Origin of the sequence: Polymorphospora rubra (genome assembly GCF_018324255.1) — a bacterium.
GTDB lineage: Bacteria > Actinomycetota > Actinomycetes > Mycobacteriales > Micromonosporaceae > Polymorphospora > Polymorphospora rubra.
The window spans coordinates 7,856,161-7,872,465 of the sequence record NZ_AP023359.1; the positions used below are offsets into that span (position 1 = coordinate 7,856,161).

The 16,305-nt window shown below is 73.1% G+C and carries 17 protein-coding genes; 9 read left to right on the forward strand and 8 right to left on the reverse strand.

The window, feature by feature from the left end; genetic code table 11:
- The first annotated feature begins 28 nt into the window (after positions 1-28).
- The 6 genes from Prubr_RS34460 to Prubr_RS34485 are packed head-to-tail and all read left to right on the forward strand — an operon-like array spanning position 29 to position 5,729.
- Positions 29-1,138 carry an ABC transporter substrate-binding protein gene (locus Prubr_RS34460; protein WP_212819655.1) on the forward strand — a complete coding sequence of 370 codons (1,110 nt, stop codon included), beginning with the start codon at positions 29-31 and terminating at the stop codon, positions 1,136-1,138.
- A 5-nt stretch (positions 1,139-1,143) separates the two neighbouring features.
- Entirely contained in the window at positions 1,144-2,067 is a 924-nt protein-coding gene (locus Prubr_RS34465; protein ID WP_212819657.1) for an ABC transporter permease, read from the forward strand.
- Positions 2,064-2,876 (forward strand): ABC transporter permease, encoded by an 813-nt coding sequence (locus tag Prubr_RS34470; RefSeq protein WP_212819659.1) that lies wholly within the window; start codon positions 2,064-2,066, stop codon positions 2,874-2,876. The genes Prubr_RS34465 and Prubr_RS34470 overlap by 4 nt, the downstream gene beginning before the upstream one ends.
- Positions 2,873-3,655, forward strand: coding sequence for an SDR family NAD(P)-dependent oxidoreductase (locus Prubr_RS34475; protein ID WP_212819661.1), 783 nt, complete (start codon positions 2,873-2,875; stop codon positions 3,653-3,655). Before Prubr_RS34470 ends, Prubr_RS34475 begins: the two co-directional genes overlap by 4 nt.
- The gene (locus Prubr_RS34480; RefSeq protein ID WP_212819663.1) at positions 3,643-4,713 is read left to right on the forward strand and encodes a M24 family metallopeptidase; all 1,071 of its coding nucleotides are present in this window, start codon (positions 3,643-3,645) and stop codon (positions 4,711-4,713) included. Before Prubr_RS34475 ends, Prubr_RS34480 begins: the two co-directional genes overlap by 13 nt.
- Positions 4,710-5,729 (forward strand): dehydroquinate synthase/iron-containing alcohol dehydrogenase family protein, encoded by a 1,020-nt coding sequence (locus tag Prubr_RS34485; protein ID WP_212819665.1) that lies wholly within the window; start codon positions 4,710-4,712, stop codon positions 5,727-5,729. The genes Prubr_RS34480 and Prubr_RS34485 overlap by 4 nt, the downstream gene beginning before the upstream one ends.
- 44 nt (positions 5,730-5,773) lie before the next feature.
- On the opposite strand, the gene Prubr_RS34490 is transcribed toward Prubr_RS34485, so the two are convergent.
- Positions 5,774-6,568: an SDR family NAD(P)-dependent oxidoreductase gene (locus tag Prubr_RS34490; protein ID WP_212819667.1), complete on the reverse strand. Its 795-nt coding sequence runs from the start codon at positions 6,566-6,568 to the stop codon at positions 5,774-5,776.
- Between Prubr_RS34490 and Prubr_RS34495 the strand changes: the two genes are divergently transcribed.
- Both Prubr_RS34495 and Prubr_RS34500 read left to right on the forward strand, forming a co-directional pair.
- Positions 6,559-7,971 (forward strand): dihydroorotase, encoded by a 1,413-nt coding sequence (locus Prubr_RS34495; RefSeq protein WP_212819668.1) that lies wholly within the window; start codon positions 6,559-6,561, stop codon positions 7,969-7,971. The two genes, Prubr_RS34490 and Prubr_RS34495, sit on opposite strands and share 10 nt — an antisense overlap.
- Positions 7,972-7,973: 2 nt before the next feature.
- Positions 7,974-9,020, forward strand: a complete 1,047-nt coding sequence (locus tag Prubr_RS34500; protein ID WP_246569121.1) for a LacI family DNA-binding transcriptional regulator — start codon at positions 7,974-7,976, stop codon at positions 9,018-9,020.
- Positions 9,021-9,051: 31 nt separating this feature from the next.
- Here the strand turns inward: Prubr_RS34500 and Prubr_RS34505 are convergent, their stop codons facing one another.
- Positions 9,052-9,705 carry a TetR/AcrR family transcriptional regulator gene (locus tag Prubr_RS34505; RefSeq protein ID WP_246568057.1) on the reverse strand — a complete coding sequence of 218 codons (654 nt, stop codon included), beginning with the start codon at positions 9,703-9,705 and terminating at the stop codon, positions 9,052-9,054.
- A 116-nt stretch (positions 9,706-9,821) separates the two neighbouring features.
- Between Prubr_RS34505 and Prubr_RS34510 the strand changes: the two genes are divergently transcribed.
- Positions 9,822-11,513 carry an MDR family MFS transporter gene (locus tag Prubr_RS34510; protein WP_212819672.1) on the forward strand — a complete coding sequence of 564 codons (1,692 nt, stop codon included), beginning with the start codon at positions 9,822-9,824 and terminating at the stop codon, positions 11,511-11,513.
- A gap of 50 nt (positions 11,514-11,563) precedes the next feature.
- Here the strand turns inward: Prubr_RS34510 and Prubr_RS34515 are convergent, their stop codons facing one another.
- From Prubr_RS34515 to Prubr_RS34540, 6 genes are all read right to left on the reverse strand, one after another.
- A complete protein-coding gene (locus Prubr_RS34515; protein WP_212819674.1) occupies positions 11,564-12,316 on the reverse strand; it encodes a hypothetical protein in 753 nt (250 codons plus the stop codon).
- Between the two features lie 305 nt (positions 12,317-12,621).
- Positions 12,622-13,215 (reverse strand): TerD family protein, encoded by a 594-nt coding sequence (locus tag Prubr_RS34520; protein WP_212819676.1) that lies wholly within the window; start codon positions 13,213-13,215, stop codon positions 12,622-12,624.
- 200 nt (positions 13,216-13,415) lie between these two features.
- A complete protein-coding gene (locus Prubr_RS34525) occupies positions 13,416-14,009 on the reverse strand; it encodes an exonuclease domain-containing protein (protein WP_212819678.1) in 594 nt (197 codons plus the stop codon).
- A 180-nt stretch (positions 14,010-14,189) separates the two neighbouring features.
- On the reverse strand, positions 14,190-14,621 hold the full coding sequence (locus Prubr_RS34530; RefSeq protein ID WP_212819680.1) for an SMI1/KNR4 family protein: 432 nt from the start codon (positions 14,619-14,621) through the stop codon (positions 14,190-14,192).
- Between the two features lie 61 nt (positions 14,622-14,682).
- Positions 14,683-15,330 carry a DUF6244 family protein gene (locus Prubr_RS34535; protein ID WP_212819682.1) on the reverse strand — a complete coding sequence of 216 codons (648 nt, stop codon included), beginning with the start codon at positions 15,328-15,330 and terminating at the stop codon, positions 14,683-14,685.
- Positions 15,331-15,437: 107 nt separating this feature from the next.
- Complete coding sequence (locus tag Prubr_RS34540) at positions 15,438-15,866, reverse strand: Fur family transcriptional regulator (protein WP_212819684.1); 429 nt, start codon at positions 15,864-15,866, stop codon at positions 15,438-15,440.
- Between the last annotated feature and the right edge of the window lie 439 nt (positions 15,867-16,305).

Genomic DNA, 16,305 nt, shown 5'->3' on the forward strand with positions numbered 1-16,305 from the left:
TGCGCCGCCCGTGGAAGGAGTCCTGGCGATGCGGAAAGCCCAGATGAGTCGCCGGAGCCTGCTCGGCGCGGCGGCCGCGGCGGCGGCACTGCCGCTGCTCAGCGCCTGCGGTGGCGAGATCGACACCGACACCGACGCGCCGCAGGCCGACAACACCGGCGGCAAGGAAACCATCACCATCTTCGCGTTCCTCGGCAACCGGCTGGCCGACATGCCCAAGGCGTTCGCCCAGGACTACATGAGCCGGCACCCCAACGTCGACATCAAGATCTACGAGGACAGCAACGCGGTCGGCTACCCCAAGATCCTGGCGGCGAAGCAGACCACCCCGGACAAGCCGCTGGTCAACATGGGCTTCTTCAACTCGCAGATCTCCGCGCAGGGCGACCTGGACGGCACCTGGAACACCCTCGACTACGCCGCGCTGTCCAACGCCACCGACATCAGCGACACGTTCCGCCGGCCCAACTCCAACGGCATCGGGATCGGCGCCGACCAGATCGGCATCGTCTACAACACCGAGAACATCAGCACTCCGCCGGCCGGCTGGGCCGACCTGTGGGACGACCGTCACCGGGGCAAGCTGACCCTGTTCGACTACTGGTGGCAGGTCGTGTTCATGGCCGCCCGGCTCAACGGCGGGTCACTTTCGAACATGGACCCCGGCTGGAACCTGTGGCGGGAGAAGGCCGGCAACATCCGTACCCTGGTCACCGCCAACCCGGAGTGGCAGCAGGTGCTCAGCAACGGCACCGCCGACATCACCAGCTGCTGGAACGGCACCGGCCTGCAGTTCAAGGCCGACGGCGCGCCGGTCGACTACGTCGTACCGGCCGAGGGGGCCATCGCGGTGCCGGTCTACCTGCAGACCGTGCAGGGCAACTCCGACAACCAGCAGGAGATCTGCCTCGACATCCTCAACGAGATGCTGGCCCCCAGGTGGTGCCAGATGTGGGCGGAGACCGCGGTGCAGGCACCGGCCAACTCCGGCGTGACGCTGCCGGCCGACCTCGCCGGGCTGCCCGGCTTCCAGCAGGCCAACGTCGACAAGCTCATCTCGGTCGACTGGGGGCTGGTCGCCCAGCAGAACGCCGCGTGGCGCTCCCGCTGGGACGCCGACGTCAAGGCGAACATCTGACCGGCATGGTCGACACGCTGACCCCATCACCGACCAGGGCGCCGGCGGGCTCCCGGGCGCGCCGGTCCCGGGTGGACCGGGCCCGCGCGGGAGCCCCCCGCTACCTGCTCGTCCTGCCGGCACTTATCCCGCTGGCGGTCATCTTCATCGGCAGCCTGGTCCAGCTGGCCGATCTCGGGCTGCGGCCGTACGAGGCGGGCCGGATCGGCACCGGCGTGACGCTGGACAACATCGGCCGGTTCGCCGCCGACCCGTACACCTGGCGGGTGCTCGGCGACACGGTCACCCTCGGCGCGGTCTGCGCCGCCGTCGCGGTGGCGCTGGCGTACCCGATGGCACTGGCCCTGCACCGGCTGCGCAGCCCGGCACTGCGCGGGGTCGGCCTGTTCCTGATCTTCTCGCCGTTGCTGACCAGCGTCGTCGTACGGGCGTACGGCTGGAACGTGATGCTCGGCGACGGCGGTGTGGTCAACCGGTTCCTGCTCGACGTCGGGCTGATCGACGCGCCGCTACGGATGATGTACGAGTTCCCGGCCGTGGTCATCGCCATGGTGCACGTACTGCTGCCGTTCGCGGTCTTCCCGCTGCTCGGTGTGGTGGCCCAGGTCCCCCGCTCGGCGATCGAGGCGGCCCACGACCTCGGCGCCAACCGGCACCAGGTGTTCTGGCGGGTCACCTTCCCGCTGACCCGGTACGGCGTCGTGCTCAGCCTGCAGCTCTGCTTCGCGTTGACGATCAGCGCGTTCGCCACCCCGGCGCTGCTCGGCGGCGGGCGGGTGCAGGTGCTCAGCGGACTGGTCTACACCAACGTCGGCGCGGTCGACTGGCCGATGGCGGCCGTGCAGTCGTACGCCCTGCTGCTGATCACGCTCCTCCTGGTCGGCGTGGTCAGCGTCGCCGGGCGGCTGGCCGGACGGAGCCGGCGATGAACCGCAACCGTGCCTTCACCCTCACCGTGCTCGTGCTGGGCCTGGCCTACCTGGTCGCCCCGCTGGTCTTCGTGGTGGTCAACTCGTTCAACGACTCCGGCTACGGCGCCTGGCCGCCGCCGGGCTGGTCGTTGCGCTGGTACCAGCGGCTGTCCGAACAGGAGGGATTCGGGCAGGCGGCGCTGGCCAGCCTCGGCATCGCCGCCGTCGCCGCGCTCGGCGCGGTCGCCGCCGGCACCGCGGCGGCCGTGTCGCTGACCCGGTTCCGCTACCCCGGCCGCAAGCTGGTCGAGTCGGTGCTGCTCGCACCGCTGATCGTGCCGAAGGTCGCGATCGGGCTCGGCGCGTTCATCCTCTTCCTGCAGGCCGGCTTCTACGGCAGCGGAACCGCGCTGGTCGGCCTGCACCTGGTGCTGCTGCTGCCGTTCGCCGTCAACATCATCGGCGGCGCGCTGGTACGCATCCCGACCGTCTACGAACAGGCCGCCCGCGACCTCGGCGCCGGCCCGGTACGGGCGTTCGTCTCGGCGACGCTGCCCCAGCTGCGCCGCTCGCTGCTCGCCTCGTACCTGCTCTGTTTCATGATCAGTTTCGACGAGGTGGACGCCACCGTATTCGTCATCTCGCCGGACCAGCTCACCCTGCCCGTGTCCATGTACCAGTACCTCCAGCGGTATCAGGACCCGACGCTCGCGGCACTGTCCACCATCCTGATCGGCGCCACCTTCGCGGTCGTCGCACTGGTGATGGCGACCGCCGGCGCCTCGGCCCTGTCCGGCCTGCACGGTGGAAAGGGACGTACCAAATGAGTACCGACAACGACCCGGTCGCGGTCGTCACCGGCGCCGCCGGTGGCATCGGCGCGGCGGTGGTCCGCTGCCTGGCCCGCGACGGCTTCCGGCTGGCCCTGGTCGACCGGCCCGGCCCGGCGCTCGACGCGCTGGCCGCCGAACTGGAGTCCGCCGGCCGTCCGACGCTCGCCGTCGCCGCCGACGTACGCGACCCGGCCGCCACCGAGGCCGCCGCCGAGCGGGTCACCGCGCACTTCGGCGGCTTCGACGCGCTGGTCACCTGCGCCGGGATCGGCCGGATCGACCCGATCGGGGAGACCACCGACGAGGTGTGGACCGACACCCTGGCCACCAACCTCACCGGCACCTTCTGGTGGTGCCGGTCGGCGGTACCCCGGCTGAAGGCGCGCGGCGGCGGCGTCATCGTCGCCGTCTCGTCCACCACCGCCCTGGTCGGACTGCCCGGCCGGACCGCGTACGCCGCCGCGAAGGCCGGCGTGCTCGGACTGGCCCGGACGCTGGCCGTCGAGTGTGCCGCCGACCGCATCCGGGTCGTCGCGGTCTGCCCCGGCGCGACCCGCACCGACCTGGTCCGGCAGGGGTACGCCCGGGCCGCCGACCCGGCCGCCGCCGAGCGCGCACACGCGGCGCTGCAACCGATCGGGCGACTGTCCGAACCGGACGAGATCGCCGAGACCATCGCCTTCGCCTGCTCACCGAGGGCTGCGACCATCACCGGCGCGACGCTCGTCGTCGACGGCGGCTACACCGCGGGAGGCACGTCATGGAACACCTGAGGCGGCGGAAGGCGGCGCTGGCCGCGGCGGCCGAACTCGGCGTCGACACGCTGGTCGTCAACAAGCTCACCAACATCCGCTATCTGACCGGGTTCACCGGTACCGCCGGGGTGCTGCTGCTGTCCGCCGAGCCGCTGCTGGTCGTCGACTTCCGATACGGCGCGCAGGCCCGCGAGCAGGCCGACGGGATCGCCGTCGACGGCGACTGCGCGCCGCCGCAGCTGTGGCCGACCGTACGGCGAATCCTGGCGGACCGGCGGCCGGGACGGCTCGGCGTCGACCCGCGCAACCTGACCGCCGAGCAGTACCTGGCGCTTGCCGGGGTGGTCGACGGACCGGTCGACACGACCGGGCTGCTCGAGCGGCTGCGCGCGGTCAAGGACGCCGACGAGGTCGCCGCGCTGACCGACGCCGCCGACCTGGCCGAGGAACTGGTCCGCCGGCTGCCGGAGTGGCTGCGCCCCGGCCGGGCCGAGAACGAGATCGCCGGCGAGATCGAGTACGCGCAGCGGCACCTCGGGGCCGAGCGCAGCGCGGCGCCGATCCTGGTGTCGTCCGGCGAGCGGTCCGTGCTGCCGCACGGTGCCGCCTCCGGCCGGGTGATGCGGGCGGGGGATCCGGTGGTGGTGGACATGTCGCCGGTGGTGCGCGGCTACCGGGCCGACATCACCCGCACCTTCCACCTCGGTCCCGCGCCGGCGGAGTACCGGCGGCTGCACGACGCGGTGGTGGAGGCGCACGGCCGGGCGATGGCCGCCGTACGGGCCGGGGTACGCGCCAGCGCCGTCGACGCGGTGGCCCGTACGGTGCTGGCCGGGCACGGGCTCGACGGCTACTTCAAGCACTCGCTGGGCCACGGCATCGGGTTGGACCAGCACGAGCCGCCGCTGCTGTCGCCGTACGACGACACGGTGCTCCGGACCGGCATGGTCGTGATGATCGAGCCCGGCGTGTACGTGCCCGGGGTGGGCGGCACCCGCATCGAGGACGCCGTCGTGGTCACCGACACCGGGTGCACCCCGCTGACCAGTTCCGATCCCGCCCTGCGAGTGCTGTGAACGCGACGGATCCGGCCCCGCGCCGGCCACCGCCGCACCGGGTCGCGTTCCGGGGCGAGGTCGAGACCGCCGCGCTGGCGTACGGGGACGGCGACCTGGTTCTCGTCGATCCGGCCGGCGGCCGGGTGCCGGGCGTCGACGTACATCCGGCCCGGCCGTTGCCGCTGGTCGTCGAGGCCGGCTATCCACCACGGTGGACGGCGGTACGGTCGCTGGTCGGGCGGCTCGACCGGCACCGGCCGGCCCGGCTGGTCGTGATCGGCGACGGGGCCACCCTCGACGTCGGCAAGCAGGCGTGGCTGGGCGCGGCGTCCGCCCCGGAACTCGTGCTGGTGCCGGTCGGTGCCGAACCGTGGCGGGCGTTCGCCCCGTTCACCAGCCTCTACGACCCGGACGGGCGGCGGGTCAGCCGGGTCGATCCGGCGCTGGGCGGAGCCCGGGTGGTCATCGACACCGACGCGCTCGCCGGCCGGTCCGCCACCGTACGCCACCTGGCCCGCGCCGACACGGCCGTGCACGCGGTCGAGGTGCTGGTCAGCCGGCGTACGAGGGACTGGGGCCGGGCGCTTGCGACGGCCGGGCTGGCCGCGTTGCGCCGGGACCGCCCGGCCGACGACGTCGTGGCCGCCGGGCTGGTGACCGAGGCGTTCGCGTCGACGGGGCTGGGGTTGGCGCACGCGGCGGCGTCGCCGCTCGGCGCCCGGGCCGGCCGCACCCACGACACGGTCAACGTGCTGCTCGGGCCGTACGTGGTGGAGTTCTGGGGTGACCGGGTCGACTGGTCCGAGGTGGCGACGGTGCTGGGTACGGCCGCCGACGCCGGCGCGGTCGCCGGACGGTTGCGGGAACTGCGGAAGCTGGCCGGGGTGCCGGCCACCCTGGACGCCGCCGGATTCGGCTGGGAGCAGGTGGCGGACGTGGTCCCGGCGGCGCTGCGCAGTTCCGGGATGCCGTGGCTGCCGGAGCCGGTCGACGATGCGGCCCTGACCGGCCTGCTGCGTCGGGCGTTCGGATGAGCGGCCCGACGGCGCCGGGCCGTCCGGTCGCGCCGGCGCGGGGCTCAGACCAGGCTCAGCCCGCCGTCGACGGTGAGCGTCTGCCCGGTCAGGTAGCCGCAGCCGCCGGTGACCAGCAGTTGCACCAGGCCGGCGACCTCGTCGGGCTCGCCGGTGCGGCGCAGCGGAATCCGGCCGGCAAGCTCGGCCTCGACCGCCGGCTCGCGGTCGAACCGGGCGGCCAGCAGCGGGGTACGGATCGCGCCCGGCACGACCGTGTTGGCGGTGACGCCGTGCGGGCCGTACTCCAGGGCCAACTGGCGGGTGAACGAGATGACGGCGCCCTTCGCGGCCGCGTACGCGGCCCGGTCCGGGATGGGTCGCAGCGCGGTCAGCGACGCCACGTTGACCACCGCGCCGCCGCCCCGGCCGACCAGGTGCGGCAGGGCGGCCCGGCAGACGTAGAACGCGGTCGAGACGTTGGTGTCGAGGTTCCACCGCCAGTCGTCGTCGGTGGTGTCGACGACCGTGCCGCCACGGACCGCGCCGGCCGCGTTGACGACGCCGGACAGGTCGCCGTGCGCCTCGAGCGCCGCCGCCACGGCGGCCGCCGCGGCGGCCGGGTCGGTCAGGTCCGCGCGGTGGCCGCTCACCGCGCCGGCACGGCCGTCGGCGGCCCTGGCGCAGGCGTCGACCGCGGCGGCCAGCGCCGCGGCGTCGCGGTCGACGAGCGCGACCCGGTGGCCGGCGGCGGCCAGCCGGCGTACGCACGCGAAGCCGATCCCCGAGCCCGCCCCGGTGACGAGTACGGTCGCCGACGCGCTGCCCGGAAGCTGGAAAGGATCATCGGATGACGTCACCTGGCGAGGCTATCAGCGCAGCTCACGACCCGGTCTGGGTGTTGCGGGGCGGACGGTTGCTGTCCGCCGACGCGGCACCGGCGGTGGTCGACCTGGTGATCGGCGGGGAACGGGTGCTGGCCGTGGAGCCGGCCGGTACGGCCGACGCCGGCCCGGTCGTGGACGCGGACGGCCTCGACGTGCTGCCCGGCGCGATCGACCTGCACGTGCACCTGCGCGACCCGGGTCAGACGCACAAGGAGACGGTCGAGACCGGTACGGCCGCGGCCGCGGCCGGTGGCACCACCCTGGTCTGTGACATGCCCAGCACGCAGCCGCAGGTGGTCAGCGTGGCGCGGTACGACGACAAGCGCCGCTCGTGGACCGGACGGTCCATCGTGGACTACGCGTTGTGGGCCGGTGGTACGGATCCCGACGCGCTGCGGGCGATGGCCGCCGCCGGAGCCGTCGGCGTGAAGATCTACATGGCGACGTCGCCCGGGTTCGAGCAGCTCTACTCCCCCGACGCGGCAGCCGTACGCAGGGTGCTGGCGACGTCCGGCGAACTCGGCTGGGCGGTGTCGGTGCACGTCGGCGACCAGGCCGCCAGCGACGCGCACCGCGACGCGCTGATCGCCGTCGGCCGGCGCGACCCGGCCGCCGTCCTGGAGGTGACCCGGGGACCGGGCAACCTCGCCGGGCTGCGTACCGTGCTCGACCTCGCCGCGGAACTGCGCCAGCGGGTGCACTTCGCGCACCTGAGCGCGTACGGCACCGCCGCGCTGGACATGTTCCTGGCCGCCCGGGCCGCCGCCCCGGGGCTCGGGCTGACCGCGGAGACCTGCTTCCCGGCACTGTCCGAGGAGGAGGATCTGGTCCGGCTCGGCGTCCGGGTGCTGCCGACGGTCTTCGCCGCGCCGGCCCGCGACCGGCTGCTCGCCGCGCTGGCCGCCGGTGGGCTGGACGCCATCGCCACCGACCACGCCCCGCACACCGGGGAGGAGAAGGACCGCGGCCTGGCCGACGCCTGGGCGGCGCCGGCCGGCTATCCGGCCCTGGAGACGTCGCTGCCGCTGGCGTACGACGCGATGCTGCGCGGCGTACTCGACCCGCGACGCCTGGTCGACGCGACCGCGACCGCCCCGGCGCGGATCCTCGGCATCGGCGGGCGCAAGGGCAGCCTGGCCCCAGGGCGCGACGCCGACCTGGTGCTGGTCGACCCGGCCGGGTCGTGGCGGGTCGACGAGACGCGCCTGCACTCCAAGGTCGGCTGGAGCCCGTTGCACGGCCGGCTGCTGCGCGGCCGGCTCCAGACCACCTACCTCCGGGGCCGCCCGGTGGCCCACCGTGGTGAGATCCTGGCCGCGGGCACCGGCCAGTTCGTCGGCCGGACCGCCGGCGACGACACGGAGGGCGAGGCGTGAGCATGGACACCGGGATGGCCGGCCCCGACGGGCTCAAACCGACCCTGCGCGACGTCGCGCGGGCCGCCGGTGTGCACCTGGCCACCGCGTCCCGCGCGCTGAGCGACTCCAAGACCCGGCCGGTCAACCCGCGCACGGCCGCGCTGGTGCGCCGCGCCGCGGCCGAGATCGGGTACGTCCCCGACCAGGTCGCCCGCAGCCTGCGTACGCATCGCACGCCGGCCATCGGGGTGCTCATCCCGGACATGTCCAACCCGGTGATGCCGCCGCTGGTGCGCGGTGCCGAGCAGGTCCTCGCCCAGCACGGCTACACCACGCTGTTCGCCGACACCGACAACGACCCGGCCGCCGAGACCCAGCGCCTGGGCATGCTGCTCTCCTGGCGGGTCGCCGGTCTGATCCTGGCGACCGCCCGGCGCGACCAGCCGCTCGCGCCGGAACTGGCCCAGTCGAAGGTGCCGGTGGTGCTGATGTCCCGCAAGCTCGACGCCACCCCGGTGCCGTCGGCGACGGTGGACGAGTCGGTCGGCATCGCCCAGGCCCTCGACCATCTCATCGGTCTCGGGCACCGCCGGATCGCCTACCTCGGCGTTCCACTGTGGACATCCGCCGGTCACGAGCGGTGGGCCGCCTTCCGGGACGTCACCCGCGCCCGGGGTCTGGCGCAGCCGGAGCACCACGTGGTCGTGGGCGAGGGCTATTCGGAGCACGACGGCGAGGCCGCCCTGGCCCGCCTGCTGGCCGGCGACGACCCGCCCACGGCGGTGCTCGCCGGCAACGACATGATGGCATTGGGCTGCTACGCGGCGATCCGGCGGGCCGGGCTCACCTGCCCCCGGGACGTGTCGGTCGTCGGTTACAACGACATGCCGCTGACCGACCGGGTCGAGCCGCCCCTGACCACCGTACGGGTGCCGTACTTCGACGTCGGCCGGCAGGCGGCCGGGCTGCTGATCGAGGCACTGACGGTCGCCGACTCCACCGACCGCTCGGTCCGGCTGACCCCGCGCCTGGTGGTACGCGCCTCCACGACCACCAGCCCCCGCTAGGTCGCCGCCCGACGACCCGGGTGGTCCGGGGCTACTCGAACCGCCGGCCGACCAGATCGAGGGCGTGCTCCATCACCTCGGCGAGCGGGCGGGCGCCCTGGCCCTCCAACCAGGTCTCGACCGCGATCCGCTGGGCGGCAAGGAAGGCGGCGACCATCAGGCGGGCCGCCATCGGATCGGCGGTCCGCCGGCTGATCGCCTCCGCGAGGTCGCGTTCGGTGTTGGCGTGTACGGCCATCTGCTGCGCCCGCAACGACGGGTGCTGCCGGATCAGCCGGGTCTGGGCGACCCACCGCGGGTCCAGTTCGTCCCAGTCGGCGTACCGGGACGCGGCGACCTGGCGCAGCACCTGCCACGCCGACTCGTCGGCCGGGCGGGACCGGGCCTCGTCGAGCAGCCGGCGGACCCGGACCCGGTCCTCGTAGAGGAGCGCGTCCTCCTTGTTGGCGAAGTAGTTGGAAAATGTGCGCCTCGACACGTTGGCCTCGTCGGCGATCGCCTCGACGGTGACCTCCGACAGCCCGTGCGCGATCGCCAGCCGCATCGCCGCCTCGTGCAGCGCCATGCTGGTCGCCGCCTTCTTCCGGTCGCGTAGCCCCTGCCCGGCGAGGCCGTCGGGCCCGGACGGCGGCTCGCACGCCTGCCGCGGTCGCTCTGCGCCGTTCGCGATCTGCCCGGTCTCCACGGCGTGCACGATACCCAGCCCTCCTGAAAGCTGCCCACTGAGCAACTTTGCACACTGGGCAAGATCGTGGCAGGCTGGTCCCGGCCCCACCACGACCCATTGGGAGGCAGCGCGCGATGAGCGCCCCGACCACCGCCGCCCCGAGCGACCCCACCCGCACAGCCGCCGTTCCGCCGGCACACCCGGACCCGGGCATGACCCACCGCCAGACCCTCGAGTCGCTCAGCGGCCTGCTGCTGGTGCTGTTCGTGGCGATGCTCAGCGGCACCGTCGTCTCCACCGCGCTGCCACTGATCATCGGCACGCTCAACGGAACACAGGCCCAGTACACCTGGGTCGTCACCGCCACGCTGCTCACCGCCACCGCCACCACACCGATCTGGGGCAAGCTCGCCGACCTGTTCGACAAGAAGAAGGTCGTCCAGGTCGCCATCGTGCTGTTCGTCGCCGGATCGCTGGTCAGCGGCCTCGCCCAGACGGCCGGCCAACTCATCGCCGCCCGCGCGTTCCAGGGCATCGGCGTCGGCGGCCTCCAGGCCCTGGTGCAGATCGTCATCGCCGCGATGATCCCGCCCCGCGAACGCGGTCGCTACAACGGTTACGTCGGCGCGGTCATGGCCGTGGCCACCGTCGGCGGCCCGCTGCTCGGCGGCCTGATCGTCGACGTCTCCTGGCTCGGCTGGCGGTGGTGCTTCTTCGCCGGCGTACCGGTGGCGGTCCTGGCCTTCGCGGTCCTGCACAAGACGCTGCGGCTGCCGCACGTGCCCCGGACCGGCGTCCGGATCGACTACCTGGGCGCCGGCCTCATCGCCGCCGGGGTCAGCCTGCTGCTCGTCTGGGTGTCCTTCGTCGGCGGGTCGTTCGGCTGGCTGTCCTGGCAGACCGCGGCGATGGTCGGCGGCGGCGTGGCCGTCCTCGGCGCCGCCCTGGTGGTCGAGCGGCGGGCCGCCGAGCCGGTCGTGCCGCTCGCCATCATCCGCCGTCGCGACACCCTGCTGGCGATCGTCGCCAGTGCCGCGGTCGGCATGGCGATGTTCGGCGGGGCGGTCTTCATCGGCCAGTACTTCCAGACCGGCCGGGGCTACGGGCCCACCGAGGCCGGCCTGCTGACCATCCCGATGATGGCCGGCCTGCTCGTCTCGTCGACCGTCAGCGGAGCACTGATCAGCCGTACCGGCCGGATCAAGCCGTACATCGTGGCCGGCACCGTCGTACTGGCCGTCGGGCTCGCCGCGCTGGCGGTCCTCGACCACGAGACGCCGCTCTGGTTCGTCGGCGTCGGGCTGGCGCTGGTCGGGATCGGGGTCGGCCTGTCGATGCAGAACCTGGTGCTGGCGGTGCAGAACACCGTGCCGCTGCGGGAACTCGGCGCGGCCAGCGCCTCGGTGGCGTTCTTCCGCTCACTCGGCGGCACCGTCGGGGTGTCGGTGCTGGGCGCGGTGCTCGCCAACCGCGTCGCCGCCGGAATCGGTGGCGGCCTGGCCGGCGCGGACAGCGGCACCAGCAACCTCAACACGGCGGCCCTGCCGGAGGCCGCCCGGGAGGTGGTCCGGGCCGCGTACGGGGACGCCACCGGGCTGATCTTCGCCATCTGTGCGGGCATCGCCGTGATCGGCGTGGTCGCCGCACTGTTACTCAAGCCGGTCCGGTTGCGCACCAGCCTCGACCTGACCGCCCCGGCGGCCGGGGAGGCCGTCGCGGCGCCACCACCCGCCGTACCGGGCAAGGCCGGTACGGCGGTCCCGACGGGTGCCGGCACGCCGGTACCGACCGGTGCGGAACGAACCACCCGGCACACCCGCTGCTGACCGGTGCCGGGTCCACGGTCGGCGACCGTGGACCCGGCACTGTCGTCGCCCTACTTCGCGGCGGCCGCCGCGGCCTGCTCCTCCCGGCGCTTCAGCGTGCGGATCCACGCCTGCGCCGTGTGCCGGGGCACGTTGTAGTGATCGGCGATCGCACCCGCGCTGCCGGCCTGCTGGAGCACGAGCGCCAGGTCCTCCGGCGAGCGGCGGTAGTTGCGTCCGCTGCCGGCGGCCGGCGCGGCCTTCTTCGTCTTGGCCCGCCCGGCCTTCGACGCCGCCGCCCGGGCGGTCTTGCCCGCACTCTCGTCGGCGGCGACGACATCCGCCGCCGCCTTCTTGCCGGCGCCGCGGGTACGGGCCGCCGGGGCCGCCTTCTTCGGCGCCCGCCGGCCGGCGGGCGCCTTGCGGGGCCGCGGTACCGGGGCACCGGCCACGTCGGCCACCGGACCGGCCGGCGGCTCGTCGACCGCCTCGGCCACTGCCTCGACCGCGGCGTCCACCGCGACGTCGGCGTCGGCCGACACCGGCTCGGCCGGGGTCGATGCCTCGGGCGCGGACTCGACGGCCGGCTCCGCGGCGATCGTCGCGGCGGCCGGCGTGATCGCGGTGGTCGCCGGCGGGTTGACGGCGCGCAGCAGCAGATCCAGGTCGACGGCGGGCAACTGGTTGGCGGTCAGGCCAGCCCCCTCCGACGGCCGGACCAGCAGCTCGGTGATGCGCGCGCCGCCATCGGTGGCGTCGATGCGAAGTGTCGTGGTCGCCTGGGACGTGTCGTCCGGGGCGATGGTGATGGTGTAGGAACTCACCGCAATCAGATCCTCCGTTGAGTCTGCGGAAGGCAACCGCGGGCTCCGGCCGAGCCGACGGTCACCAGAAAAAGCCTTTGACAGAAGGTGCCGGCGGACAAGTTACCGCCGGCTGGCCTCGCCTGACCAGCACCGACGTCGGTAACCTGTGCCACCGGGGCGAACCTCGCCCCGGCCGCGCACCCTGTCGCACCCCGAATGGTGACAGTTACTCTACGTTGGACCCATACCGGCCGCAGCCGGACCCACCAATTCACCGGATCGGACCGTGGGACACCGCACCGGCAGGTCCGCCCGGGAGCGCTCTAGTCGTCCACCCGCACACCGTACGTCGTCGCCAGCCAGGCCAACCCGTGGCCGTAGCCCTGGCCCACCACCCGCAGCCGCCACGACGCCCCACGCCGGTAGACGTCGGCGAGGAGCATGGTGCGTTCGGTCGTGGCGGCGTCGAGGGTGGCCCGGGCGAACGGCTGCCCGACCCGGGGCACCGCCTGCACCTGGACAGGGCCGACGGCCCCGAACGTGGCGTCGCCGCTGAGTGCCGCGACGACGCGTACCCGGACACACCGGCCCGGCAGGTCGGCCAGGTCGATGCGGATGCTCTGCTCGGCGCCGCCGTCGATGCCGAGTTCGACGCCACCGCCGGCCGGCTGGTTGTAGAAGACGAAGTCCTCGGCGCCCCGTACCCGGTCGTACTCGTCGAGAAGGAACGCGGCCACGGCCGCCGAACCGCCGAGGGACGTGATCTGCTCCCGGGCCCGCGCGACGGCGGGATGCGGGCCGCCGAGCACCAGGATCCGCCGGCCGGCCAGCGGACCGTCGGGGCGGCGCCGGCCCCGGGAGGCCGCGACGGCCGGGACGACGCCGGCCGCCGGAAGCGCCCCGTCGGCCGGCGTCACCGCCGCCGGCGGAGCCGGGGTACGCCCACGGGCGACGCGGACCGGCGCCGGCTCCCCGGCTTCACCGCCGCGAGCAGCGTCAGCAGGGTCGCCTCGTCGATCACCGGTACGCCGTACCCGCGGGCCTGTGCCGTCTTGGTGGTGGACCGGTCCGGGTCGTTGCGGACAAGTACGCTCGACCGGCGGCCGACGGCGTTTCTTCACGTCCAGACCGGTGTCGTGGCAGCGGCGGTAGATCTCCTCGCGGGCAACCCGGTCGCACCGGTGACCGCGATCCGCATCCCCTGCACGAGGTTGCCGCCGACGTCGAGCCGACCGGGATTGAGCCAGCCACCCTCGTAGCGTGGCGGCCGGGCCCGGATCCACGGCGTCGCCTGCTCGCACGCCACCAGCGGCAGCGGGACCCCGTCCGCGTCGGCGGCGGCGAGGCTGTGCCGGAAGACCCCGGCCAGCGCGGTGGCGTCCTCGAGCGCGTCGTGCGCCCGGACCAGCAGTACGCCCCAGTGCGTCGCGACCGTGCCGAGCCTGAGGTCGGGCAGCAGGCCGTCGAGCAGATCGTCGAACTGTGGGGCGATCTCGCCATGCCGGGGTGCCCCGGCAAGCCGTTGCGGGGTGAGACCGTGGATGTGCACCGGGCCGGGGTCGCAGCCGGGATCGACCAGCGTGCTCCAACTGTCGGACACCGTGCCGTGCCGGTCGACCTGCACCACGGCCACCGACAACACCCGGTCCCGTTCCGGATGGAGGCCGGTGGTCTCGACGTCCACCACCGCGTACCGGGTGTCATTGGTCACGCACGGATCATGCCCGGCGGCCGGTGTCCGCAGATCGGTCCTTCGGCCCCGGCGGCGTCGTCCGTCCGACATGGACCATCGGCCGCCCCGCCAGGACCCGACGCCGGTGTCGCGGGCTCACTCGGCCCGAGGGCCGACGGCCGGTCCATGATGGAGCCGCAATGGCAGGCTCGGATCCGTTCACCGGTCGACCGGCCGCAGTGTCTCCAGGAACTGCTCCCAGGAGCCCGCACGCACGGCGATGTTGTCCTCGGCCGGCGCCCCGTCGCCGGCCTCCTCCTCATGATCCCAGAACCAGACGGTGCCCAGGTCGGTATCACGCAGCGAGAGACAGATCAGGTTGCCGTACTCGTCATCGGCGACTGGCAACAACCAGGCCGGCACCCGGTGCCGGTAGACGTCGAGGACTTCCCAAAGACTCGCGGAATCGGGAACGTCCCCCACCCCGAAGATGTTCTTCACCGCCCCGGTGTTGTCGGCGAGCCATCCACCATCGCTCTCGGTCAGATACCGCCGATAGTCAGCGGGCAGCGGTCGGCCAAGGCGTCGTTCGAGCAGATCGAGCCTGTCCGAGGGGGCCGGTGGTTCCTGTTCACGATAGATGGCACTCACCGCGCGACCTCAACTCGCTGTGCACGATCGCGCATACCACCAGGCCTCGAGATGCGCTCGCTCATGAGTCGGCGCTCCTGCCTTTCATGATTGCCACACCGCCGGCGCGGGGCCTTTGGAATCGGTACGCGGTGCGGCGATCGGGCTGGGCGCCGGATCGTCCGGACCGACGCCCTTGACGCTTTTCCCCGTCACCGATGCGTCTGGCCTCGATGACCGCTTGCTCGACGTGGCGCTGAATCTCGAGGACACGCGCGTTGACCGTGACCAGAACCTGTTGGATCGCCGCCAACCGGTTCGACATCGCTCCAGGTTCGGCGCCTTGCAGCGCCGATCTTGTCCGCTGCTTCGCCAACTCGATCTGGGCGACACAACTGATGGCACAGGCGCGCAGCTCATCCAGTTTTCCCGACAACGGTGTCAATACCGCGACGGTCTCCTCTGGCGTACGTTGCCGCGGAACGACGCGCACCGTCGCCGAGGCTTGACCTGCCAGTAGGGACAGACTCCCGATACCGACCTGGACCTGGCCGATCACCTCGCGGACTATCGCGATGTTCTGGGCAACTCCGATGAAGCCAGTGGCGATGGCGTGCTGAGCGATCCGCTGCGCAGCGTCCTCGGCAACAGCGGTCTCCAGCCGAGCACGGTCGATACCGGCGATCACCGCCTGGACGCCCGACTGGACGATGTCGACCAGAGACACCATGCACCTCCCAGGCCCGTTTCATCATGCACCGTTCGGGATGCCGGCGAAACCGTGGCAGGGAAGCGGGACCGCTCCGACGCGGGTGTCGGGGCAGTCCCGCCGTCTCGTCAACCTCGGCAGGTCGGGCACAGTCCCCAGAAGATGACCTCGGCCTCGTCCACGGCGAAGCCGTGGTCGTCGGACGGGGTCATGCACGGCGGCTCGCCCGTCGCGCAGTCGACGTCGGCGATCACCCCGCACGAGCGGCAGACCAGATGGTGGTGGTTGTCGCGGGTGCGCGTCTCGAAGATGGCGGGCGACCCGGCCGGTTCGATCCGGCGGACCAGACCCGCTTCGCCGAGCGCCCACAGCACGTCGTAGACGGCCTGCTTCGATATCGATCCGAGCTGCGCCCCCACCCGGGCGTGTACGGCGTCCGCGGTCGAGTGCGGATGGGCGGCGAGATCCTCGAGCACCTGGATGCGCTGGTTGGTCACCCGCAGTCCCGCACCGCGCACCATCGCTCGCGCGTCCATGTGCCGTCCGGGATCGGTCATGCCCACCACACTGCCGCCTTCTCTGGAGACGTTCAACTTTTTGCGCCTCCTCGCGTCGTGCAACCGCCGACCACTCCGCCCCATTCCCCCACCCCCGGGTCACGGCCGCATCTCGGATGCGGCACGCCGTGGGCGATCCAGGCCGGTGTGATTAGAATCGCACCTTTTCACCACTCTGACCGGCCAATCGGGCGACGCATCGGCCGAGGTCGTTGCCGAAACCGCCCGACAGGGGCCGTCGCACGCTCCCACCGCGCCCCCACGACACTCACCCCACCAATCGATCAGATAACGGTATAGCCGCAGGTCAAAGCCTTATGGCAGGTCCACTGCCGGCCCCCGTACGCTGGATCGTCGTGCCCCGTCCCGCCGTCCGCCGCCCCGGCCGACAGCGAGCCGAGCGGGGCCGCCTGTCAAACCGGGCGCCGTCGCGCACCGG